We start from the raw sequence: 25,138 nt of genomic DNA, 5'->3' as shown, positions 1-25,138 counted from the left end.
TTAGAGAAACTACGGAGAGAGTCCAGAAGAAATCAGAGCAGGAGCTTCAAAGTTGGTTGGAACAGATAAGCATCAATAGATTCACTAAAAATAGCAGATAAAATCAGCCAACATTGATTTTATCTGCTATTCTCTTTTATTATTCGTAGATAAACCCAAAGAAATTCTAAAATTTACGACTTTGCTTTTTTCTCAATACAAAACAAAATCGGCGGGTTATTCTTCTGATTGATAAATTGATAAGTTAATACGCTATAGTTTTCTTGCGGTAGCTCTTGGCAATAATTTTGTATAAGAGCTAATTCTGCTTCTCCGCCAAGGTGACCATAATAAACCACTACAATAATACGACCTTTAGGTGCTAAGCGAGGAAGTAAAGCATCAAGGGCTTTTTTAGTTGTATATGGTTTTGTGATGATTTGCTTATCACTTTTAGGAAGGTAACCTAGATTAAAAACAGCTGCGGATAGTTGCGTTTTTTCTGGAAGGGTTGTATCGATCGTTTCATGTCCTTTATGATTTAAACGAGCCTGATTGATTAAGTCTGATTCAGTGAGTTTCTTTTCAGTGTTTATCAATGCTTGTTCTTGTACATCAAAGGCATAAACTAATCCGGTTGAACCTACAAGTTGTGCTAGAAAAGCTGTATCGTTTCCGTTACCCATAGTAGCATCAACAACCGTATCGCCTTCTTGAATCACCTCTTGCAAAAGCGTGTGACTAAAATGAAGTGCTGTCTGCAACATTAAATAAGCAACTCCTTTTCTACTCGTACATTATATTTTCCTTGAACACTATCACGACGTTTCATTTCATCATCGATAGCATTTAAAACTTCCCATTTCTTCAAGCTCCACATCGGGCCAACTAAAGTATCGGTGGGTGCATCTCCTGTTAAACGGTGGATAACGATTTCTGGAGGAATCATTTCCAACTGATCGCAAATAACGTCAACATAGTCTTTTCGTGTCATCAATTGCAAACGACCTTCATGATAATCTCGCAACATTCGTGTATTGGTCATCAGATGTAGCAGGTGTAATTTAATTCCTTGGATATCAGAATCAAGAATCGTTCGGCGAACATTTTCTTTCATCATCACTAAGCTTTCACCTGGTAAACCATTGATTAGGTGCGTACAAACTCGAATAGCATGCTTACGTAATTTCGCTACACCATCTAAGTAAGTTTGATAATCATGTGCTCTGTTGATCGTAGTACTCGTATGTTCATAAGTCGTCTGTAAGCCTAATTCTACCCATAAATAATAACGTTGATTCAACTCAGCTAAATACTCCACCACATCATCTGGCAGACAATCTGGACGTGTTCCAATCGAAATACCAACGACGCCTTCTTCATTTAGAACTTGTTCAAAACGATGACGAATGACTTCTACAGGAGCATGTGTATTAGTGAAATTTTGAAAATAAACGATGTATTGGTCGACTTGAGGCCATTTCTTATGCATCATGTGAATTTCTTTTTGAAATTGAATCGGTAACGGATCTTTAGGTGCAACGATCATATCACCAGATCCCGAAACGCTACAAAATGTACAGCCGCCTTTAGCCACAGTACCGTCACGGTTAGGACAATCAAATCCGCCATCCAACGGAACCTTAAAAATTTTTCCGCCAAATTGCTGACGTAACGCATAATTCCATGAATGATAGCGTTTATTAGGATCTTCTGTATATGCAAATTCAGACATAGTTCTTCTTCTTTCTATTGTTGTTTATTTTTAAAGCGCCAAACAAAACGTTTTTCTAAGTAAATTGGATAAGTCATAAGTAGCCAAGCTAAACCAAAACAAAAACCACCTAAAACGTCACTAGGGAAGTGAACACCAGCATAAATTCGGCTGACTCCAATCAAAAAGATACCTAGACCTAATAAGATTTGTAAAAATAAGCATAGTTTTTTTTGTTTAATAAATTGTGGTAACAATAAAATAATCGTACCATACAATAACACGCTGCCAGTAGAATGCCCACTAGGGAAACTGTAACTATGCTCTGATACTAAATGATCCAATGTTGGACGAGGACGCATGAATAACAACTTGATCAAAGGATTTGCAACACCGGCAATCAATCCTGTATTGATCAAAAGCCAAAGTGTTTCGGCATAATATTTTCCTCTAAATAATATGAAGGCGATCGTCACACAGAGAATCCCCACCGTTAATGGATCAGCAAACTTTGTATACCAAATAAAAAATTGATTAGCATGAGGATAAGGGGCTCGAACAAGGTTTGTAATTGTTTGATCGAATCCATTCAACCATGTTGGATAAAAACGCACCACATAGCCTAAAAACATAAAGACAACTAAAAAACAACTGCCCGCAAATTGGTAGTATAATTTATTTTTCATGAGAAATCCTTTCCTATATAGATAAAGTTTATTATAACATCAAATAATCAAGAACACATCTGAGAATAAAAAAAGAAAAGCCCCTAACAAAACTAAAACTCAGTTTTATCAGGGGTTTACAATCCAAATAAATGATAGTGAAAAGAAATAAACGCTTCGGTTTAATCCTTTTTAAATCAAAGATCATTACTCTTCATCATCTTCAAAATCAGAAGGACCTTCAATTGAAATGTCACCAGATTTTGTTTGCAGATCAATTATTTTTGATCCTTTTCCTCGTTTATAGGAAGTACGTTCTTTACCAAAAATTGTGCTATCACCCAACTTAGTTTTTGTTTTGATCGCAATATCATACAAAATCTCTTCTGTATGAAGTTGTATATCACCTCGTTGAGATTCAACAGTCAGTTTTTTAGGAATTTCTGTTCCATACAGTGAAAAGTCGCCATTGATACTTTTAACCTCAGCTTCACCTTTAAGATTAGTTGCTTGAATATCACCATTTGTAGCTTCAATTTTAGCAATTCCTTTGGTGTTATTTAAAGTAATATCGCCAGATGTACTAACAGCAGACCAATTTGAAGCGCCAAAATCACTTACTTGTATGTCGCCGTTGGTGGTTTTAAATGTCGATTTATCGGTTTTGACATCAGAATTAACGTTTAAATAGCCATTGTTGGTTTCAGCAGCTAACTTTTCTGCATTGATATTGTTAATGGTGATATCTGCATTATTCATTGTAATAGAAAAATCTTTCGTTGTAACATTTGAAAAATTGATAGACCCTTCGCTCTTTCCGTCGATGACTAAACGTTCTGTACTATCAGGAATCGTCAAAGTCACTGCTGATCCTCTATCGAAAATACCAATTTTTACCCCTTCAAGTGCTATCTTTTTCTTTTCGCTAGTAGCAGAAATAGTCATTTGATCATTTTTTTCTTTAACCTCTAATGAGCTGTTAAGTGAAACAGGAGCGGAACTTCTAGTATTCATCACTACTTGATTAGAGCTTTCAGTTAAGATGTAAAAATCTGCATCTCCTGAAAGATCTAGGTGAATTTCTTTTGTACTTTGTTTATTTTTTATCTCATAACTTTGTTTTTTTGTGTCTGTCATAGAATCTTCAGCGCGTCTGAAATAAACGGCACTGCCTATTCCGCCGATTATCATGGCTAACACTCCGATGGTTAGAAAAAAAGCAGTTGTCTTTTTCATACTAAATCTCTCCTCTTAAAACTTGGATATTCCATTGTAAATAACGTCTTAGGACTTTTCCAAAAAACTTAGTTAACGGAGTCAAAATCAAAATTCCAATGACTCCTGCACCACAAAGAAAAATACTTAAGAACATTTGGAACATTGTTGCATCATTAAAGCCAGCAACCACGGAGATTCCGCCTAGTATAGGTGAAAATAAAAAGACCACCGCGACGAGCCAACAAGCGAAAAATATCATAATAAAAGCAAATATAAACCAAATCATTAAAAGAAAATTAAGCGAAAGAACTCCAGCTACTTGACAGAATCTAGTGAAACCACTATGACGAGGACGTTCGTATGTCTGATAAGTATCGTCATAAGGATGTTCAGGCGCTTCTTCATAATAGTAGTCATTAGTCACATTAGGCTGGATTTCTTGCCAGCCATCTCGTTCAAGCTTTTTTTCAGGAATTGCGATATCAAATTCTTGTAAAATTTCTTCAGCGATACTTCTTGGTTTACCTAAACTTTTCGCAATCTCTTCTTCTGTTTCTCCAGCAGCCGAACGTTCATCAAAAATTGTTTCATATTTATTCAAGACGAATGCTTGCTGTTGGGGTGTTAAAGGCTTCAGGTAAATTTTTAATTCAATTAAAAAGTGCTCTTTATTCATCTTTTCCCCTCATTTCATTTTACAATCGTATTACTTCTTCTCAACTATAATTATTTTTTGAGGGAATAACAAGTACTTAAGTAAAAAATCAGCCTAAAGTAAAGAGGGGTGTCAGTCTTGAGACCTAGTCATATTGATGCAAATCTTAGGAGGAGCTATAGACAGAAAATAAACAAAAGGGAATGAAATAAATTACATTTTTATTTATATTTTCCAGAAGGAAAAATTAAAAAATATTTCTATTTTCTTTGAAAAAAGGGTATACTATAAATTAAGGAATACTTTTTTAAGAAAATTTGGAGGATATACTATGGAGAAGTACAAAACATCAAGAAAAGAGCGGAGGAAAGCGGAGCAGAATAAGCTTGCTCACGAACAGTTTAAAAAAGGGACAACTGTCCTTAGCTCTGCTATTGTTGTGTCATCTATTGCCGCACCGATTGCCGCACCTAAAACAGCTGAAGCAACAGAAGATCAAACGTCAAGTGCTCAAGTAAGTTACTCAGATACAAATACACATACAGAAGCCGTTCAAACGCAAGCGACGACTGATTCAAACGATTCGATGACACAAGAGACTCAGACAACAGCACCTGATATGTCTTCAAGTGAAGAACTGTCTGAAACTAAAGACTCATCAGAATTAAATACATCAGAAACAACACAAAGCACTGAGACAATTGAATCTACTGAAGACTCGACTGAAGCAACTGATTCTTCCACAACTGATAAAGAAACGGAAGAAGTAACTGTACCTGATCTTTCAATGCGTTCAGCATTTTCTGCGCAATCTAGAAGTGTTAGCCCGAGCGCTTTTATCGCTGAAATTTCAGGACATGCCCAATCTGTTGCGGCTGCAAATGATTTGTACGCTTCCGTAATGATGGCACAAGCAATCCTTGAAAGCGACTGGGGAAAAAGTACTCTATCAGCAGCTCCAAACCATAATTTATTTGGGATTAAAGGAAGTTATCAAGGACAGTCTGTTACGATGAAGACGTGGGAAGTTATTAATGGTCAGTGGGTTCAAGTAAACGCTGCTTTTAGAAAATATCCTTCTTTTTCAGAGTCATTTAGTGATAATGCCTACGTTTTAAAAAATACATCTTTCCAAGCTGGAGTTTATTACTATTCTGGCGCATGGAAAAGTAATACAAGTTCATACAGAGATGCAACAGCTTGGTTGACTGGACGCTATGCAACAGATCCAAGTTATAATACGAAGCTAAATAATATTATTACAACGTATAATTTAACACAATATGATACTCCATCTTCTGGAGGCGGTAATACAGGCGGTAATACAGGCGGTGACACTGGAGGTAGCAATACTGGAGGCGGCAACACAGGTGGTAATACTGGCGGCAATACAGGTGGTGGAACCAGTACCCAAGATGTGATTCATACGGTAAAAGCTGGCGACAGTCTGTGGGCTTTAGCTGCTCGATATGGAACATCAATCGCCAATATCAAAAGCTGGAATAGCCTTTCTAGCGATGTGATTTATGTAGGTCAAAAATTAGTTGTTGGTAAAGGTTCTGGTAACACTGGAGGTAACACAGGTGGAAATACCGGAGGCGGATCTACAGGAAATACTGGTGGATCAGGAAATACAGGAACAAACAATACGTATTATACAGTAAAATCAGGAGATTCTTTATGGGCAATCGCTAATGCAAACGGCGTAAGCATTGCGAATTTACGTCAGTGGAACAATTTAAGTGGCGATATTATCCATCCAGGTCAACGCCTGATCGTTAAAAAAGATCAAGGCAGCACTGGCGGTGGAAATACTGGAGGCGGATCTACAGGGAATACTGGTGGATCAAGCAATACAGGTACAACTAACTCATATTATACAGTAAAATCAGGAGATTCCTTGTGGGCAATCGCTAATGCAAACGGCATAAGTATTGCTAATTTACGTCAATGGAACAACCTAAGTGGAGATATTATTTATCCAGGTCAACGTTTGATCGTTAAAAAAGGCCAAGGCAGCACAGGTAGTGGAAATACCGGAGGCGGATCTACAGGAAATACTGGTGGATCAAGTAACACAGGAACAACTAACTCGCAATACACAGTAAAATCAGGAGATTCCTTATGGGCAATCGCTAATGCAAACGGCGTAAGTGTTGCCAACCTACGTCAATGGAACAACTTGAGTGGCGATATTATCTATCCAGGTCAACGTTTGATTGTTAAAAAAGGCAGCTCAGCAGGTAGCAGCAATACTTCTAATAATCAAGGTGGTAGTCAAACAGGTAGCACACATACTGTAAAAGGTGGAGATACCTTGTGGGATCTTGCTCAAAAATATGGAACGAGCGTTCAAAAAATCAAACAACTGAATGGTTTATCCGGTGATACAATTTACATTGGACAAAAACTGAAAGTTAAATAAAAACGATTGAAATCACCAGAGAAGTTTGGTAGTATGGAAACACACACCTGATAGATAAACAGTGAAAAGGAATAGTAGAAAGAACCATGTTTTAGAGAGCGTATGGTTGGTGAAAATACGCACAGAAGCTTTCGAACTCGCCTTTGAGTTATTTTACTGAATAGTACTTGAATGAAACGCTTGAGATTTGTTCAGGTTATGATGAATAACAGAACTTTGGACTGTATTTATCCTCACTTTAGTAGGTAAGATCGGTGACGACCGTTACAACATTAAGGCTTGTATCATTACAAGTAAATTTAGGTGGTACCACGTTGCATGTCACACGTCCTATAGGAACTATTTCCTGTAGGACGTTTTTTATTGCAAAACTAATGATCTGCAATTCTAGGTACAATCAACCAGCAGAATGAAAGTTAGTCAAAATAGGAGGAGAATACACGTGAGTTATGAGCACAAAAAGATTGAGAAAAAATGGCAAAAATATTGGGCTAAGCATAATAGCTTTACTACCCAAGATGATCCTAGCAAAAAGAAATTCTACGCATTAGATATGTTTCCCTATCCATCTGGTCAAGGGCTACATGTTGGTCATCCAGAAGGATATACAGCAACGGACATTTTATCTCGTATGAAAAGAAGTCAAGGATACAGCGTGCTACATCCGATGGGATGGGATGCATTTGGTTTGCCAGCAGAACAATATGCACTAGATACGGGAAATGATCCAGCAGAATTTACGAAAAAAAATATTGAAACCTTCAAACGTCAAATCAATTCTTTAGGTTTCAGTTATGATTGGAATCGTGAAATCAATACAACGGATCCAGAATATTACAAATGGACGCAATGGATTTTTACAAAACTATATGAACATGGTTTAGCTTATGAAGCAGAAGTGGCAGTTAACTGGGTACCAGAACTTGGAACGGTTATTTCAAATGAAGAAGTGATCGATGGCAAAAGCGAACGTGGCGGGTATGATGTTGTTAGAAAACCTATGCGTCAATGGATGCTGAAAATTACAGCGTATGCAGATCGTTTATTAGATGATTTAGATTTAGTTGATTGGCCAGAAAGTATCAAGGATATGCAACGTAATTGGATCGGACGTTCTGAAGGAGCCAATGTCGATTTCAAAATCAAAGGAAGCAATGATACAATCACTGTTTTCACAACGCGTGCAGATACGTTATTTGGTGCTAGTTATTTAGTCGTTGCACCTGAGTTGAAAATAGTTGATGAGATTACAACTCCTGAGCAAAAAGCAGCAGTCACTGCTTATCAAGAAGAGGTAAGTAAAAAATCTGATTTAGATCGTACAGATTTATCTAAAACAAAAACTGGGGCCTTTACGGGAGCCTATGCGATCAATCCAGTGAACGGCAAAGAAATCCCAATCTGGATTGCAGATTACGTTCTAGGAAGCTATGGAACAGGCGCTGTCATGGCTGTTCCTGCTCATGATGAAAGAGATTACGCATTTGCTGATAAATTCGGCATCGAAATGATTCAAGTCATTGAAGGTGGAGATATCACGAAAGAAGTTTTCACTGGAGATGGTCTTCATATCAATTCTGGCTTCTTAGACGGCTTAAAAAAAGATGAAGCAAATGAAAAAATGTACCAGTGGCTAGAAGAAAATGGCTGTGGTAAAAAAGAAGTCACTTATCGATTACGTGATTGGCTATTTTCTCGTCAACGCTATTGGGGTGAACCAATTCCCGTGATCCATTGGGAAGACGGTACAACAACGACCGTTCCGGAATCTGAATTACCATTGAGATTACCAAAAACTGATGATATCAAACCAAGTGGGACTGGAGAATCACCGCTTGCCAATATTACTGAATGGATCAATGTAGTCGATCCTGAAACAGGTAAAAAAGGTAAACGTGAAACCAATACAATGCCGCAATGGGCAGGTAGTTCATGGTATCATTTACGCTATATCGATCCACACAATAAAAATGAACTTGCCAACTATGAAAAATTAGAACGTTGGTTGCCTGTAGATATCTATATTGGTGGAGCAGAACATGCTGTTCTTCACCTATTATACGCTCGTTTCTGGCACAAATTCTTGTATGATATTGGTGTTGTACCAACAAAAGAACCTTACCAAAAACTATATAATCAAGGAATGATCCTAGGCCAAAGTTTCCGTGATAGCCGCGGTGTATTAGTTCCTACGAATATGGTAGAAAAGCGCGACGGAATCTGGGTAAATATCGAAACGGGTGAAGCGTTAGAAGAAGCACCAGCTAAAATGAGTAAATCATTGAAAAACGTTGTAAATCCTGATGATGTTGTTGAAAAATACGGCGCAGATACACTAAGAATGTATGAAATGTTCATGGGTCCTCTTGATGCATCAATTGCTTGGAGTGAAAATGGTCTTGAAGGAAGTCGTAAGTTCTTAGATCGTGTATGGCGTTTGATCGTAGATGAAAATAATAAAATGCGTGATCGCATCACAACTGTAAATGATGGCCGCTTAACTAAAGTCTATAATCAAACAGTGAAAAAAGCGACAGAGGATATGGAAAACCTACACTTTAACACAGCGATTTCTCAGTTGATGGTCTTTGTGAATGAAGCCAATAAAGTTGATGTTTTGCCGTATGAGTACATTGAAGGATTCGTTCAATTACTAGCACCAATTGCGCCGCATATCGGTGAAGAGCTATGGTCAATCCTAGGAAATGAAGACAGTTTGACGAATGCGCCTTGGCCAACATATGATGAAGCGGCATTAATCGAAGATGAGGTCGAAGTTGTTTTCCAAGTGAATGGAAAAGTTCGTGCAAAATTAAATATCGCTCGAGGCTTAAGTAAAGAAGAATTAGAAGAGAAAGCTTTAGCAACAGAAGAAATCCAATCATTTATTGAAGGAAAAACAGTGCGAAAAGTTATTGTTGTTCCAGATAAATTGGTGAATATTGTAGCAAATTAAATAATTTAGTAATGAGTCAGGGACAGAGGCATTTAACTTCAAAAAATAAGAAGTTTGAATGTTCCTGTCCCTATTTCAGTTACTATTTCATTTAAAGAATCATCCAGCCAAACTTCACCCAAAGCATCAGAAAAGCATAAAACCCACTTTGCACAATTTAAAACATCATGCTACAATACAACTAAGAAATGACGAAGGTGGTGAATAAGTACAATGGTCAACATGCCAAAAATAACAGCAAGTATTTCATATATAATAGCGTACCTAGCTTTTTGTCATGTTATTATTTCCAATTTTTTATCTCAAGGGACAAGTGTGTCCAAAAAGGGATAATCAATTGAATAAAACAGACCATTCAGACTTATTTACTTAAAAATGATCAGTCATAAAATAACAAGATGATCACAGTTGGATCAAGCCAAAACTGTCAACGATCGAACAGTGAGGAATTTGTAGTTAATAGTAGATAATGAAGGTTGAACAGAGAATGTTGTTCAGCTTTTTTGTGTACGCTAAAAATAGCTTTACTAGTCTAAAAAAGATAATCATCATTTATGTTCATCTGTCTGAATGGCAGAAAGAGGAAGAAAATGTTAGTACAATTACAAAAAATCACCAAAAATTACGGGACAGTGCCACTTTTTGAAGAATTAAATCTACAAATAAACGCAGGCGAAAAAATTGGCTTGATCGGCACAAATGGATCAGGTAAATCAACGATTTTAAAAATTATTACAGGAGCGGAAAGCATTGATTCAGGAACGATCAGCTGTAAAAAAAGTAGTCGGATCGGCTATCTAGCACAAATACCAGAAGCAAGTGAGCAGAATGTAAAGACTTATTTATTAGAAACCTTTACATTATTGAATGACATTCAAAAACAATTAACCTATTTAGAAGAACAAATGGCAGTACAAGAATGTGACCTAGAAAAAATCTTAACTCGCTACGGTCAAAAACAAGAGGAATTCCAGCAGGCTGGCGGCTATGAAATGGAAAATCAATTGGAAATGATCACGAATGGTTTAATGATCGCTCATTTATTGCCAAAAAAACTTTCAGAATTAAGTGGTGGTGAACAGACGATCGTTGCATTGGCAAGAATTTTACTGCAAAAAAATGATCTTGTATTACTGGATGAGCCGACTAATCATCTGGATGCGAAAAGAATCACTTGGTTGGAAGGGTATTTAACTCATGAGAAAATGGCGTATTTGATTGTTTCTCATGATCGGTTATTTTTAGATCATACGGTAGAAAAAATCATAGAATTAGAAGATGGACGTTTACTGGAATACAAAGGAAATTATTCTGCGTATAAAAAACAAAAAGAAGAGTATCTTGAAAAATTGAGAAAAGATTTTTCTGAGCAGCAAAAAGAGATCAAAAAAATAAAATTAGCTATCCGTCGCTTTAGGCAATGGGGACACGAAGGCGATAACGAAAAATTTTTCAAAAAAGCGAAGGAACTTGAAAAACGATTAGAAAAAATCCAAAAAGTTCCTAAGCCTAAAGAAGACACAGCTAAAATAGGTAAAAAATTTAAAGAAACAGACCGATCAGGTAAAGAAGTACTTAAATTTAAAGAAGTCAGTAAAAGTTATGCTGGACGAAAACTATTTGATAAAGCGGCGTTTTCTCTATTTTGGAAAGATCATTCTGCGATTATAGGAGAAAATGGCGCAGGGAAAAGTACATTGTTAAAATTGGCTTTAGAATTAGAGGAGCTAGATAATGGCGAGATCAAGCGTGGGACGAATCTTCATATCGGCTACTTACCTCAAGTTATTCAGTATGAAAATCCCAATCTGACGATTTTACAAGAATTCAATCAAGCGTGCAGTCTTGCTGAACAAGAAAGTCGACGAGTTTTAGCAAAGTATTCCTTTTACAGTGATGATGTCATGAAGCAAGTTCGATTCTTAAGTGGTGGTGAAAAAATTCGTTTAGAATTAGCAAAACTAATGCACAATAAGGTCAATTTTTTAGTGCTTGACGAACCGACCAATCATTTAGATATCGAAACGAGAGAAGAGATTGAAGAAATACTGGAAGAGTTCAACGGAACACTGCTTGTTGTTTCACATGACCGTTTCTTTTTACAAAAAATGTTTGATACATTTTTAATCGTTGACCAACAGACAATCAGGAAGGAAGTAGGAACTTACTTAGAGATCCTCACTTCAAAATAAATAAAATTTAAAAAAAGGCAAGAGGTTGGAACGAAAGTTTAGTAGTTTCATCTGCTCCCGCCGTTTATTCAGATTACAAGTGAGTAGGGCGTAACTCAAAGAGTTATGTTCCACTCACTTAATTTAGTTTCATCAACACAAACAGAAAAATTATCAAAAATCAAAAATAATGTTAGAATCTTTAAAAAAACTTAACAATTGTGAATTGGTGATCAAAAAGGCTTGAACCATGATGAAACATATAAAGTTTCAAAAACAATCGGTAATAATGATAAAATAATTATATAAATTTAAAAAAACTAGCGTTATTAAATTGATATTCACTTTGAAGTACAATACAATAATAGGTGAAAGATATATTATTGTTATAATTTATATAAAATAGTAGAGGAGGTCGGTCATGAAAAAAAATATTCACTTGATTTTTATCAGCTTTATCATTTTAATAATTTTTCCGATTGATTGGTCCTATGCTATAGAAATTGAATCATCAGTTGAAGAACCTTCTGCAACAACTGAGTCAACCAAAGAAAACGAATCGTCAGATTCATCAGAATCAACTGTCAGTGATTCTTCATCTAGTCAAGAATCGACTGAGGAAGAAGAATCAATAGAAAATGAAAAAATAACGGATAGTAATGATATGAAAAATTCGATTGATGGAAATGATTCTGAAATAAATAGTAAAAACATGCTAAGAGCATATGCGTTACAAGATGCAGACGGCTTCTGGCTAGTGGATTCAGCAGCTACTTTAACTGAATATTTAAAAGATAGTCAAAAGCTAAAATTTCGTTTAACCAATAATATCGACTTAGGAACTGCTGGTTATCAACTAAAAGACAGCATGATTATTGACGGTGCAAATCACATTATTACGTATAATAAAGGAGCCTCGGCTACTAGAGGTTTTTATGCAAATCAGGCAAACGCTGTAATCGAGATTCGGAATACTCAGTTTGGTAATAGTGATGGCTCTGGTGCAGTGGGGTATTATGGCTTTTTATCTGGAGGATCCGCCGCTAATATGACATTTATCTTTGATGGTGTCGATTACTATTCAACAAATGGTCAAATGATTTATAACATAAACGGTTCGGTCATTATGCGAGGGCAAAACACGATCGATCAAAGAGGTACGAGTACATATTCCCAGGAATGGGCAGAAATCAATTACGTAGAAATTCAAAGTGGTCATACTTCGATTAAACATTCTTCCAATCAAACCAGTGCATTTATTTGGTCAACGAGCAGTTCTTCAGCGAATCCTTATGCAGGAAAATCTCAAATTGTAGTTAGAGAAAATGCACAACTTGATATCCAAACGAACAGTAATATGACATATGGTACTTTGGCACCAAGTTATATCGTTGAGAAAAATGCAGTTTTTAATTTGGATAAAGTAAGTCTTGCTACAGGTGGTACAAGAAATCAATTTTTTGCTTCTTCTCAAACCCAACCAGTACTATTTGATTTTCAAGAAAACGCTCAAGTTGATTTCAAACTCCCTTCACCAATCAATCTCTACTCAGCTAAAGGTGGACTGACGATTGCAGAAAATGCAGATGTTTCAATAGATGTTGCGAGCGGTGCAATTTTCACAACCGCAGCTTCTAGTACATTTGCAATCAGTATGAACAAAGCAAAACAAGTCTCATTTTCTGGAACTAGTCTGGGTACTATTGGTCTAAACGGTGCGAATGGTATAAATAACTTGTCATTTACGAGCAACTATTTACAAAAAATTGAAACCTTTTCTAGTAAAACAAATAGCACACCAACGCAAGAAATATTTAAGAAAGCATCCGATTTAAGTGTACAAGGAACAAATTTTACGAATATTGCAGGTACACCAGATTCATTCTCCGCTCAAGAAATTCTAGACTTGAAAAATTCGCAGAAACTTGTCTTTAGTGAATTTATGGATGTGCCAGATCAGTTAGGATTGCGTGCTACAGAGGAAACAGATACATCCGTTTCTCTAGATGGTTCATCGGTTAATAATGGGAGTCCAGCATCAGAAGTTAAATTTTTCTTATTTACTGATAAAGGTGACACCAATGATCTAAGAAGAGCCAAGCATATTGTGACCTTGAACAATTTTGATGGACAAGAAAACACAGTGCTTGATTCAACCTATAAAGTAAAGGTAAATGATTTAAATCCCAATACCACTTATTGGGCGCAAATGGTTGTCATCAACCAAGCAGGAGAAAGTAATTTTTCCGATGCAACTAGTTTCACTACAAAGCCTCAGCTAAAAAATATCACGGCAGATGTGACAACGACGTCAGCAATCATCAACGGTGAGTTGGCAAGTGATACAGGAAAATGGACAGACTTTACAAATGGGGAAGCTGCAGCTCTTCCAGATCAAATTGCTTATTATGGTGGGAATTATCAGCAAGTCAAAGTGGAATACAGCAAGAGTAAAGACTTTCCAGCTGATGCAACAAAATCACAAATTGCGACTTTGTCAGGCAATAAGAATCAGAAATTTTCAACGAAATTAAAAGGTCTTGATGGAGACGTTACTTATTATGTGCGTGTGAGAGTTACTGGAGCATCTGGAGAAGAAGTTGTTTTAACAATGAATCCTTTAACTGAATTTCAAACAGTAACAGAAATTATCAAAGTAGAAGTTCCTATTGAAATGGCTTTTCAGACTCAAAATAAAGACCTGGGCACCTCAAAAGAAGGCGAAGTATCTTCTAGTGAATACCAAGTCGTAAACAAAGGAAATACCCCAACAAAACTATCGATAACAAACCTAACGAAAGAAAACGCCGCGGCGACTCAACTGCAATTGTTAGATAGTTTGTCAGGAAATTCTGGACAAGATGAACTAGCATTGCAAATGCTGGTAGACAACAACCAAGCAGCACCACTATTTTTAACAAGTGAATTGTCCAAAAAACCTTTATCGATCGGTGTTTTAAACGTGAATGAAGAAAAAAGTTTGAACCTACAGGGCAAGTACTTTAATCCGACAAAGCAAGCGGTATTTCCAACCTACAAAGTGACATTCAAAGTTGAAAAAAATGAAGAATGAGAGGAATTCTATGGATAAAACAAACGAAGAAAAGAAGAAAAAGAAACGACTGCTGATTTTACTGTTATTGTTTTTGGTAGCTGTATCAGCAGGCGGCTTATATTATTATTTTTCAACTAAAACAGAACCTGTCCAAGTCATTTCTGGCGATTATTTACCCGATACAAAAGGCGCTAAAAAAATGAGTGACAAAGAAGTGAAAGCGGCTGAGCAAAAAGCTGTGGATGCTAGTAAGTTCAATATGGTCATTAAATCAGAGGCCGTATTTGAAAATGGTGACAGTGAAGGCAGTCTGTATATTCAAAATCCAGTCGAAAACGGTTATCCCATCAATGTAGTGATTCGTTTAGACAGCAACAATGAACAAGTTTATTCCTCTGGTGCAATTCAGCCGGGATATGAAATAAATGGAGCAAAATTAGAGAAAAAACTTGCTCAAGGAGATCATCCAGCGACAGCCACGTTTGATATTTATGATTCAAAAACAAACAAAAAGCGTGGACAAGTTCAAGCTGGAATTACAATCCGTATCAACAACTAATATCGTTATTTAACAGATTTTCTGTTGAAAATAAATCATCTTACACATAGAAGGAGAGACAATATGAAAACACCTAACTTTTTACTTGCTGCAATGATGCTTGGCCTAAGCGTATCAGGGGGAACACAACTAGTTTTAGCTGAAACAATCGATGGAGAAAATTCAGCCGATGTCATTATCAACGGAACGATTGGTAAGCTAGATAATACAGATCCAGATACGAATATCCCAGAAGGGTCTGATGAATGGATCAACGTGACTGTTGATACAGCGACAGCTTTCCATACAACAACTGCAAGTGCCCACAAAAACATTGAGTCTGCTGATTATAGTATCGTGAATAATTCAGGTCGTGGTGTTGCTGTGACATTGAATAAAATGGAAGGAACACCTAAGTATGTTGATACCTTAACAATCAATGCAAAAGGCAATGGTTTAGTTGCGACACCTGCTGCGACTAATTTGATTGAAAGCAATGCTTTAGTTGATTTGACAAGTGCACCTGTTTGGATGCGTTTAGCCAATAAAGATGGACGTCTGAATATCGCTACGGATGCTGCTTCGGCTTATGCAAATTCTGCAAAATTCAATTATACTGGTACGACAACGGCTAGTTTACCAACTGACGTTAATGAAAATGCAGCAACAGAAAACTACACACTAACATTGAAATTCACATCGATCCAAAAAGATGGTACAACACTTGGTGTAACACCATAATCAAATAAAGGCTGTGATAAACAATGAAGAAATTTAGTTGTCACATCATTACGCTCATTCTTTTGGCTGGCTGTATTAGTTTGTTCCAAGCTTCTGTTTATGCTTCCACTGCTGAAATAGAGGTAAATGGGCAAATCGGTGGGAATAAAACCAATCCGCAACCGCCAAAAAAACACGAGCAAGAACTAGATACAAAGTTAGCACAACCAAAACAAGCACATATAGAACTAAGAAAATTTCCAAATACTGGTAGTCTTATCGAAACAATCGCTCCGATTGGCTTCGTATTACTATTGATTTATTTACTTCTCAGTAGATGGAAAGCACATAGAAAAAACTATCCATAATGATAAGCTAAAAGCAGAAGGATCAAACTTCTGCTTTTTATGTTTATTTAAGAGTTATGATCCTATAAGTGGTAAAGCTGATAGAAATAATACTAGAATAGCTTAATTGAAAAAAGTAAAAACGAATAAAAAAGGAATTGACAGCGTTTTCTTTCCGTGATATATTAATCGTAGTTAATGGAATTGTTACTGATTTTTCAGGCATAACCATAATATAGCAAAGATGATAAAGGTTTCTTTATCGTGATTGCTATGTTATGGTTTTTCTTATTTTTCTACGAGACTGAACGAGCTTTTTCAGCTTTTATGTGTCTAGCATCAAAAGCTAGTCTCTAGGAAAAAAGATAAAAATGGAATGAGACAAAAAATGTCTCAATCAATTTATCCTATTTTTCTACGAGACTGAATGAGCTTTTTCAGCTTTTATAGTAAGGAGGTGGAACATGTATATAAAAAAGCGAATTAATAATAATGTTGTGTTGGCTGTTGATGAGGAGTTAGAAGTTATTGTTGTTGGAAAAGGTTTGGGATTTCAAGTGTATCCCAATGATCCTGTCGATCCCACGTTAATCCAGCAGGTGTATCTGCCTACAGAAAAAATGAATGTTAAGCAGATGGCTGTTTTATTAAATGAAGCGAGTTATGAGGAAATTTTATTAGTCGAGAAAATAGTAAAAATGGGTGAAGAAAAATTAGGAAGAGAGATTAATCCCGTTATTTTATTTAGCTTACTGGATCATCTATTATTTGCCTTTAAACGACATGAAGAAGAATTGAAAATTCGAAGCCCAATCGAATGGGAAATCAAACAGTTTTATCCTCAAGAAGTTGAAATTGGTCTTCAATCAATTGCATTAATCAAGGAAGAAAAAGGGATTGTTTTAGCAGAATCTGAAGCAATATTTATTGCGATGCATTTTGTGAATTATCAATTCAATCAAGAATCAATGGAAACAACAATGGATTATATGGAAGCGATGGGTGATATTACCCAGTTAGTTCGTTACTATTTTCAAGTAGATCTAGATGAAACTTCAATCAATTATCACCGATTTTTGAATCATCTCAGGTATTATTTGATTCGGTTGAATGACCAAGAAACCGTAAATTCTCTAGATAACGAAGAAATTGTTTTAACTGTTAAAAAGAAGTATCCGAAAGAATTCAAATGTAGTTTGAAAATCAGCAATTATTTAGAAGATCGTTACAAGAAACAAGCGACAATTGATGAACAATTGTATCTGACATTGCATTTAGCTCGCCTATTACATTCATAAATATCAATACGAGGATTCGTTACAGCTCGGCTGGCAAGACCTGTTTGAAAAAGATTATTTTCTAAAGAAAATAGTTTTTTTGAGCAGGTCTTGATTGTTTATAAAAGAGTGTTTCACGAAACTGAGATAGGAATCAAAAATAAAAATACTGAGCAGAAAAGAGGAGAAACTATGCAGGATTTAGCAAAAAAAATCATTACACTCATAGGTGGTGATGAGAATATCATTAGTCTGACTCATTGTGTCACGAGGCTACGATTTAATTTGAAAAACGAATCAAAGGCACAAACGCAAGCGATTGAAGAACTAGATGGCGTTATGGGTGTACAAAGACAAGGCGGACAGTACCAAGTGATCATTGGCGGAAAAGTCAGTAAAGTTTATGTGGAGATCATCAAGATAATGCCTCGCCTAGATAGCAATGAGGAGCAAGCAGAAATAAGTACAGAAAAAGATTCACTGCTGAATCGTTTGATCAATACTTTATCAGCGATTCTAGTCCCAAGTTTAGCTCCAATCGTTGGTGGCGGGATGTTAAAAGGTTTTTTATTTATGTTGACAAGTTTAGGATGGGCAGATCCTGAAAGTGGGACAATGTTTGTGCTTAATATGACTGGAGATGCAATGTTTTATTTCTTCCCATTTCTATTAGCTGTCAGTAGCGCACGCAGATTTAAAACTAATGAATATATGGCTTTAAGTTTAGCAGGTGTATTGATGTACCCAACGATGATCAATGCAGCAATTGCAGGAGAATTAACAAACGTTCAGTTTTTAGGCTTTCTTCCTGTTCCAGTCGTAAATTACAGTAGTTCGATTTTACCAATCATTTTAGCTGTTTGGTTATTAAGCTATGTGTATCGTTTTTTTGAGAAGGTCATTCCAAGTATGGTGACAGTTATTTTTACACCGTTATTGACCTTAATTTTGATGGTTCCAGTGATGTTGATTGTTTTGGCTCCCATCGGTTTTTATGTTGGAGAATACATTGCACAAGGGATTGAAGCATTGATAAACTTTTCTCCGTTAGTGTCAGGATTTGTGATTGGTGCAAGTCGTCCTTTATTAGTATTGATGGGCATGCATCATGCGATTCGTCCAATTACACAACAGCAAATTGCCACATATGGTTATTCAACAATGGGGGCGATGAATTTTATGAGCACGATGGCTCAAGCAACCGCTGCTTTCGCTATTTATTTCTTGATTTCGAGTAAAAAGATGAAGCAAGTAGCGTTGTCTTCTACTGTTTCTGGGTATTTAGGCATCACGGAACCTGCATTGTATGGTGTTTTAGTAAAATACAAAGCTGCTTTTGTAGGCGCGTCTTTAGGTGGTGGAATCGGTGGAGCTGTCGGTGCTCTTTTAGGTGCAAAATCGATGGCTCCTGTAATGCCAAGTATTCTTTCGATTCCAGTTTTTCTGAACGATGCTGCGGTAGGATTTATTATTGCTTTAGTTGTTACATTGATTGCAACGTTTGTCAGCACATTTTTACTGGCAAAAAGTGTATTGAAAATTGATGAACAAAATGAAAATAGAAGAGAAAAAGAGGTGATTGTAGATAAAGATCAAGAGATTGTAACGATTTGCACACCTGTTTCTGGTATCGTTTATCCAATCAGTGATGTTGCAGATCAAACCTTTTCAAAAGAATTAGTTGGAAAAGGAATTGCCATCATGCCTGATGAAAATACAATTGTTTCACCAATCACAGGAGCAGTGACTGTCGCTTTTAAAACAAAACATGCAATAGGTTTGATATCAAAAGAGGGAATAGAGGTCTTGATTCATGTCGGATTAGATACGGTTGAATTGGAAGGACAGCATTTTGAGTTATTGTGTAAAGAGGGGCAAACAGTTCAGGTGGGAACACCGTTGATTCAATTTGACCGTGAAAAAATCAGTGAATTAGGGTACGATATAAGCGTGGTCATGGTTATTACAAACTCTGATGAGTATCTATCTGTTTTGGCGATGGATGATCAAAAAAAGGTTAAAGAAAACGATGCCTTGATTACGATAGTTCCAGGAGTAAGACATGGTGAAAATGAAGTGGGTTTAGTTGTAGAATGAGGGAAGAAAGGCAGTTTAACGGGTTCTCTTAGAAAAAATGATTGAGGTAAAAAGCACCTCAGTGATATTTGCCTATTTTTCAGTCAGAGCTGAACGAGCCGATTACGCTTTTGATGTTATCTAGCTTCGCGGGCTAGCGCTTCGGAAAAAAGATAAAATATAAATGAGGCAAAAAGCACCTCAGTGATATTTTCCTATTTTTCAGTCAGCACTGAACGAGCCCGCTACGCTTTTATATTAAGGAGGAAATGAAATGAAAGTTATTGTAGTAAAGGATTATGATGAATTAAGTAAGGTCGCAGCACAGATGTTAATTGGTGAAATGTTTCAACGGCATGAGCGTGTGAATTTAGCGATAACAGCTGGTACGACGCCCATTGGTATGTATGAAAAATTAGTCGATGAAGTTAAAGGTAAATCGTATTTTGACAACGTCCACTATTATAATTTTGATGAGATTCCGTATAAATCAGGATGCCGTGAAGGGGTGACAATTGGTGATTTAAGAGAATTGTATTTTACGCCTGCAGAGATTTCAGAAGAACGTATCCATATTTTAGATGGAGAAAATTATGAAGAGCAGGATAAACGAGTAGCAGAAGCTGGCGGTTTAGATGCGATTTTACTAGGAATCGGAGCTGATGGACATTATTGTGGGAATTTGCCAGGTACAACGAAATTTACTGATTTTACAACCAAAGTTGTGTGTGATGAAGCAATGAAAGAACGGATTGCGCCACATTTTGAAAATCGTGCTGAAACACCAGATTTTTATGTTACAATGGGACCAAGAAGTGTGATGAATGCTAGGCACTTAATTCTTTTTGCCAGTGGAAAAAAGAAGGCGAAAATTATGAAAGCGTTTGTTGAAGGCGCAATCACTGACGAAATACCTGCTTCTATTTTGAAACTGCATCCACATTTGACAGTGATTCTTGATGAAGAAGCAGCGCAATTTCTTTGATACATGGCTAAATAGAATAGATAAACGCAAGGAACATTGTTTCTAATATTTTTGATAAGGAGAAATGATACATGAGTAAATCAGTATTTCCAGAGAATTTTTTATGGGGCGGAGCAACAGCTGCAAATCAATACGAAGGCGGCTATCTTTCTGGTGGTAAAGAGTTAAGTACACTAGATGCAATTACAGGCGGTAGCCATACAACACCTAGAATGATTACCTACAAAACAAAAGAAGGAAAAGTTGAGACCTGCTCTAGAGGAGAGGCTTTACCTGAAGGGGCTGTCGGTTATGTTGATCCAAATCAATATTACCCAAGTCATGTAGCAACTGACTTTTATCATCATTATAAAGAGGACATTGCTCTGTTTGCAGAGATGGGTTTTAAATGCTTTAGATTATCGATTGCTTGGTCAAGAATTTGTCCAAAAGGAACAAAGGAAATCAATGAAGAAGGATTAGCCTTTTACGATAAAGTCTTTGATGAACTATTAAGTTATGGGATTGAACCAATCGTTACGATCAATCACTTTGATATTCCAATGTATTTAGCAGATGAATTAGATGGCTGGTCAAATAGAAAAGTGATTGATTACTTCTTGTTTTTCTGTGAAACATTATTTAAGCGCTACAAAGATAAAGTCAAATACTGGATGACCTTTAATGAGATTAATTTCTTGCGAAGCTGGACTCAAATTGGGATTCATCAAAACGATAAACAAGCGAAGTACCAAGCGGCTCACCATTTATTTGTTGCTAGTGCTAAAGCTGTTAAATTAGGACATGAAATCAATCCTGATTTTAATATTGGGATGATGGTGGCCTATATTCCAAGTTATCCGATGAGTTGTAATCCAGAAGATGTCATGGAAGCAATCAAATTTAATCGTGAACAAGAATTTTACATTGATGTACAGGTTAAAGGGTATTATCCCGCTCATAAAATAAAAGAATTTGAACGTGACAATGTTGTAATCAAAAAAGAAGCTGGTGATGATGAAATCATCAGAGAAGGAACTGTTGATTATATTGGCTTTAGCTATTACATGTCGACTGTTTCTGCATCTAATCCGGATGAAGTAAAATATGTGGGCGGTAATCAAATGCCTGCAGTCAAGAACCCGTATTTACAAGAATCAGATTGGGGTTGGGCGGTTGATCCGTTAGGTTTACGTATTTCTTTATGTAAATTATATGATCGTTATAACGTACCATTGTTTGTTGTAGAAAATGGTTTTGGAGCAGTCGATAAAGTCGAAGCGGATGGTACGATCCAAGATGATTACCGCATTGATTATTTCAGTAAACACATAGCTGCGATGAAAGATGCTATTGAATTAGATGGTGTTGATTTGATTGGTTATACACCGTGGGGCTGTATTGATCTAGTTAGTGCTGGAACAGGTGAAATGAAAAAACGCTATGGCTTTATTTATGTTGATATGGACGATGAAGGAAACGGAACGTTAGATCGTTCTAGAAAACAATCATTTTATTGGTATAAAAAATTAATTGCAGCAAACGGTTCACAAGAATAAAAAAATAAGAAATCTAGGTATGACTTCAAAAGTTATATCTAGTTTTTTTATTTTTTAATCTAATTCATAAAAAAGTCAGTAAATTGTTGTTGTGGGAAAGAACAGTGGTATACTGCTAATGAGGCGAATTTGACGATTATTCGATCGAATGATTTGAAAAAGCTGTAGGAGGAATCGTATTTAGATGAAAAGAGTATCAGTTAAGGAATTAAAAGAATTAATTGAATTAACAGTTAACGAACCAGTTTCGATCATTGATGTTCGAGAGGTGGATGAGTTTGCAGAAGGACATATTGTTACTGCGAAAAATTACCCTTTATCCACATTACCAGAGGCTATGTCAGAAATTGATCGGGAAAAGCCGCATTATGTTATTTGCCAACATGGAGTTCGTTCAGAACATGCGTGTTCATTTCTTGAAAATTATGGATACAATGTTGTTTCTGTTTCAGAAGGAATGTCAGTTTGGGATGGAGACAGTAAGGATAATAGTTGTAGATAAGAAGAAATCGTGATGAGCAGTGTGCTCATTGCGGTTTTTTTGTTAAGAAATTATGGTTTTGAAAAATACTTATTTTTAGTAAGTTAAATCTCTTGCAGTTTAACTTACTTTTTGTTAGTATATAAATGTAGATAAGAAAACAACAGTTATTGGAGGAAAAAATCATGACAACAAAATTATTAATCGCTTATTATAGTTCAACAGGAACAGGTACACAAATGGTAACATGGGCCAAAGAAGCGGCTGAAGCAAATGGTGCAGAAGTTCGTTTAAGAAAAGTTCACGAATTGGCTCCCGATGTGGCAATCGATTCTAATCCAGCTTGGCGTAAAAACGTAGAAGCGAGTGCGGATATTCCAGAAGTTACAAGTGATGACTTATTGTGGGCAGATGCGTACATCTTCTCTTCACCATCACGTTTCGGTGTAATGGCTAGCCAATTAAAACAATTCTTTGATTTACAAGGCGGACTTTGGGCACAAGGTAAATTAGCTAATAAATTTGTAACAGCATTCTCTTCTGCACAAAACCCAAATGGCGGACAAGAACAAGTTATTCAAGGGATTTATACTGTAATGCAACATTGGGGCGCAATCATCGTACCAGCAGGATACGTGAATCCATCAACTTTTGCAGCAGGCGGTAATCCTTATGGAACAAGTGCTTCAATCGACGGAGAAGGAAATATGCTGAAAGCGGATGAAGTGAAAGCTGCAATCCAAGATCAAACAAAACGTTTGGTTGATGTAACGAGTAAATATTTAGGTTAAAAAATAAAAGAAGCCTTGAGACAATCAGAAAATGTCTCAAGGCTTCTTTTGCTTTTATAGTAGAAAGTGCAACCTTTATTTGGTTACATCTTCTCCAAACCATTCTTTAGAAATTTCGCTAAGTTTACCAGATTTTCTTAGTTCTTTAAAAGCTGCATTGATTTTTTCAGCCAAAACTTTATCAGATTTCCTCAAACCAACAGCAAATGCTTCACTTTCAAAACTACCGCTAACAATAGAATAGTCAGCTAAATTATCTTCATGCGACAAGTAATAATTTGCATAAACACGATCAATCAACAAACCGTCGATTCTCCCAGATTTCAAGTCCATAAATGCTTCATTAAACCCGTCATATAAAATCGCAGTTTGATCTTTGACGAGGTTTTTCAAAATTTCAGGCTGTACTTCAAAACTATTGTAGCCGGAAGAACCATTTTGAGCGCCTAAAATTTTTCCTTTCATGTCAGCAAAGCTATTGATATTATTTTTCTTCAAAGAGACAACGACTTGTTCATTTTTCATATATTCATCACTAAACAGCACTTTTTCTTCCCGTTCTGCGCTTTTAGAATAACCATTCCAAATTAAGTCGATCGTTTGATTTTGCAGCTCATTTTCCTTCATGGACCAGTCAATAGGCTGGAAATCGACGGTGATTCCGTATAAATCAAATACTGCTCGAGCTAGATCAACATCAAAACCGATAATGTCACCAGCCTTGTTTTGAAAGCCCATCGGTACAAACGAATCATCTAAACCGACGATCACTCGTTTTTCGGAAGCAATCCGCGACCATTGATCTGTGTTCGTTTTTTTTCTACCGCAGCCGGCTATCGAAAGAATAGCTATTAAAGCAGCTATGGTAAGTACGAGATAGTTTTTTTTCTTCATATAAGGTGTCCTTTCTACTGAACGGGAGTGACTTTCAGTAAGTTGTCAGCAATATTTTCAGCAAAATTCATATCATGAGTGACTACGATTTGTGTCATTCCTTGCTCTTTTAGGGTTAGAATTACTTCTTCAACCTGTTGACGCAATTCAGGATCAAGAGCGCTCGTAGGTTCATCATAACCTAAAACTTTTGGTTTTATGGCAAGAGCTCGAGCAAGAGCGACCCGTTGTTTTTGACCACCAGACAATTGATAAGGGTAGAGTTTTTCTTTTCCGCCTAAACCAAATTTTGTCAGTAGGTCGATCGCTTCTTTCTCACTAGCTTCTTTTGATTGTTTCAAAGCCAGCATTGGAGCTAATGTTATGTTGTCTAATACAGAAAGATGAGGGAATAATTGGAAATCTTGAAAAACGATCCCGACTACTTGATCCGCATTGTCCATTTCAACAGGATTGAATGGCACACCGTCCATCGTCAATTCACCAGAATCAATGGACTCTAGTCCGGCCAAACAACGTAGTAAAGTTGTTTTTCCACCGCCGGAAGGTCCTACAATTGTTAAAATTTCGCCATCTTTTATTTCTAAGTTCAATTGGTCAATAATTCGTCGACCGTCAAAACTTTTGATTAAATTTTTAATAACTAACATGAT

Annotated in this window: 20 protein-coding genes and 1 other annotated feature; of the genes, 13 read left to right on the top strand and 7 right to left on the bottom strand. The window is 36.4% G+C overall.

All coding sequences use genetic code 11. The features are described from left to right. Positions 1 to 173: 173 nt before the first annotated feature. From mnmM to JZO69_RS00275, 5 genes are all read right to left on the bottom strand, one after another. Positions 174 to 746: a tRNA 5-(aminomethyl)-2-thiouridylate-methyltransferase MnmM gene (gene mnmM / locus JZO69_RS00295; protein ID WP_207110911.1), complete on the bottom strand. Its 573-nt coding sequence runs from the start codon at positions 744 to 746 to the stop codon at positions 174 to 176. Next, complete coding sequence (gene mnmL / locus JZO69_RS00290) at positions 746 to 1,714, bottom strand: tRNA modification radical SAM protein MnmL/YtqA (protein ID WP_207110909.1); 969 nt, start codon at positions 1,712 to 1,714, stop codon at positions 746 to 748. Before mnmL ends, mnmM begins: the two co-directional genes overlap by 1 nt. Positions 1,715 to 1,728: 14 nt before the next feature. After that, the gene (locus tag JZO69_RS00285; protein ID WP_207110908.1) at positions 1,729 to 2,379 is read right to left on the bottom strand and encodes a phosphatase PAP2 family protein; all 651 of its coding nucleotides are present in this window, start codon (positions 2,377 to 2,379) and stop codon (positions 1,729 to 1,731) included. Between the two features lie 186 nt (positions 2,380 to 2,565). After that, positions 2,566 to 3,594 carry a DUF4097 family beta strand repeat-containing protein gene (locus JZO69_RS00280; RefSeq protein WP_207110906.1) on the bottom strand — a complete coding sequence of 343 codons (1,029 nt, stop codon included), beginning with the start codon at positions 3,592 to 3,594 and terminating at the stop codon, positions 2,566 to 2,568. Between the two features lies 1 nt (position 3,595). Then, complete coding sequence (locus tag JZO69_RS00275) at positions 3,596 to 4,252, bottom strand: DUF1700 domain-containing protein (RefSeq protein ID WP_207110904.1); 657 nt, start codon at positions 4,250 to 4,252, stop codon at positions 3,596 to 3,598. A gap of 310 nt (positions 4,253 to 4,562) precedes the next feature. On the opposite strand from JZO69_RS00275, the gene JZO69_RS00270 reads away from it, so the two are divergent. The 13 genes from JZO69_RS00270 to JZO69_RS00210 all read left to right on the top strand — a co-directional run bounded on the left by JZO69_RS00270 (position 4,563) and on the right by JZO69_RS00210 (position 23,591). Continuing rightward, positions 4,563 to 6,656, top strand: a complete 2,094-nt coding sequence (locus JZO69_RS00270; protein ID WP_207110903.1) for a muramidase family protein — start codon at positions 4,563 to 4,565, stop codon at positions 6,654 to 6,656. Positions 6,657 to 6,708: 52 nt separating this feature from the next. Continuing rightward, positions 6,709 to 6,992: a binding site (T-box leader), on the top strand. A 106-nt stretch (positions 6,993 to 7,098) separates the two neighbouring features. Next, positions 7,099 to 9,612 carry a leucine--tRNA ligase gene (leuS, locus tag JZO69_RS00265; protein WP_207110902.1) on the top strand — a complete coding sequence of 838 codons (2,514 nt, stop codon included), beginning with the start codon at positions 7,099 to 7,101 and terminating at the stop codon, positions 9,610 to 9,612. Between the two features lie 590 nt (positions 9,613 to 10,202). After that, positions 10,203 to 11,804 (top strand): ribosomal protection-like ABC-F family protein, encoded by a 1,602-nt coding sequence (gene abc-f / locus JZO69_RS00260; protein ID WP_207110900.1) that lies wholly within the window; start codon positions 10,203 to 10,205, stop codon positions 11,802 to 11,804. Between the two features lie 400 nt (positions 11,805 to 12,204). Next, complete coding sequence (locus JZO69_RS00255; RefSeq protein WP_207110895.1) at positions 12,205 to 14,856, top strand: fibronectin type III domain-containing protein; 2,652 nt, start codon at positions 12,205 to 12,207, stop codon at positions 14,854 to 14,856. 10 nt (positions 14,857 to 14,866) lie between these two features. After that, on the top strand, positions 14,867 to 15,397 hold the full coding sequence (locus JZO69_RS00250) for a hypothetical protein (RefSeq protein WP_207110893.1): 531 nt from the start codon (positions 14,867 to 14,869) through the stop codon (positions 15,395 to 15,397). A gap of 63 nt (positions 15,398 to 15,460) precedes the next feature. Continuing rightward, positions 15,461 to 16,117, top strand: coding sequence for a hypothetical protein (locus JZO69_RS00245; RefSeq protein ID WP_207110892.1), 657 nt, complete (start codon positions 15,461 to 15,463; stop codon positions 16,115 to 16,117). Between the two features lie 23 nt (positions 16,118 to 16,140). Next, positions 16,141 to 16,464 (top strand): EF2685/EF0750 family sortase-dependent surface protein, encoded by a 324-nt coding sequence (locus JZO69_RS00240; RefSeq protein ID WP_207110891.1) that lies wholly within the window; start codon positions 16,141 to 16,143, stop codon positions 16,462 to 16,464. Positions 16,465 to 16,907: 443 nt separating this feature from the next. After that, positions 16,908 to 17,741 (top strand): PRD domain-containing protein, encoded by an 834-nt coding sequence (locus JZO69_RS00235; protein WP_207110890.1) that lies wholly within the window; start codon positions 16,908 to 16,910, stop codon positions 17,739 to 17,741. 171 nt (positions 17,742 to 17,912) lie between these two features. After that, positions 17,913 to 19,817, top strand: a complete 1,905-nt coding sequence (locus tag JZO69_RS00230; RefSeq protein ID WP_207110888.1) for a beta-glucoside-specific PTS transporter subunit IIABC — start codon at positions 17,913 to 17,915, stop codon at positions 19,815 to 19,817. Positions 19,818 to 20,070: 253 nt separating this feature from the next. Beyond that, complete coding sequence (locus JZO69_RS00225; protein WP_207110887.1) at positions 20,071 to 20,781, top strand: glucosamine-6-phosphate deaminase; 711 nt, start codon at positions 20,071 to 20,073, stop codon at positions 20,779 to 20,781. Between the two features lie 71 nt (positions 20,782 to 20,852). After that, positions 20,853 to 22,319 carry a glycoside hydrolase family 1 protein gene (locus JZO69_RS00220; RefSeq protein ID WP_207110886.1) on the top strand — a complete coding sequence of 489 codons (1,467 nt, stop codon included), beginning with the start codon at positions 20,853 to 20,855 and terminating at the stop codon, positions 22,317 to 22,319. Between the two features lie 184 nt (positions 22,320 to 22,503). Beyond that, complete coding sequence (locus JZO69_RS00215; RefSeq protein ID WP_207110885.1) at positions 22,504 to 22,821, top strand: rhodanese-like domain-containing protein; 318 nt, start codon at positions 22,504 to 22,506, stop codon at positions 22,819 to 22,821. Between the two features lie 164 nt (positions 22,822 to 22,985). Further along, positions 22,986 to 23,591, top strand: a complete 606-nt coding sequence (locus JZO69_RS00210; RefSeq protein ID WP_207110884.1) for an NAD(P)H-dependent oxidoreductase — start codon at positions 22,986 to 22,988, stop codon at positions 23,589 to 23,591. A 75-nt stretch (positions 23,592 to 23,666) separates the two neighbouring features. On the opposite strand, the gene JZO69_RS00205 is transcribed toward JZO69_RS00210, so the two are convergent. Beyond that, positions 23,667 to 24,485, bottom strand: coding sequence for an amino acid ABC transporter substrate-binding protein (locus tag JZO69_RS00205; protein WP_207110883.1), 819 nt, complete (start codon positions 24,483 to 24,485; stop codon positions 23,667 to 23,669). Positions 24,486 to 24,499: 14 nt separating this feature from the next. Then, on the bottom strand, positions 24,500 to 25,135 hold the full coding sequence (locus tag JZO69_RS00200; protein ID WP_207110882.1) for an amino acid ABC transporter ATP-binding protein: 636 nt from the start codon (positions 25,133 to 25,135) through the stop codon (positions 24,500 to 24,502). Between the last annotated feature and the right edge of the window lie 3 nt (positions 25,136 to 25,138).

Origin of the sequence: Candidatus Enterococcus ikei (assembly GCF_017316105.1) — a bacterium.
In the GTDB taxonomy this organism is placed as follows: Bacteria; Bacillota; Bacilli; order Lactobacillales; family Enterococcaceae; genus Enterococcus_L; species Enterococcus_L ikei.
This window is presented reverse-complemented; position numbering and strand designations above follow the sequence as displayed.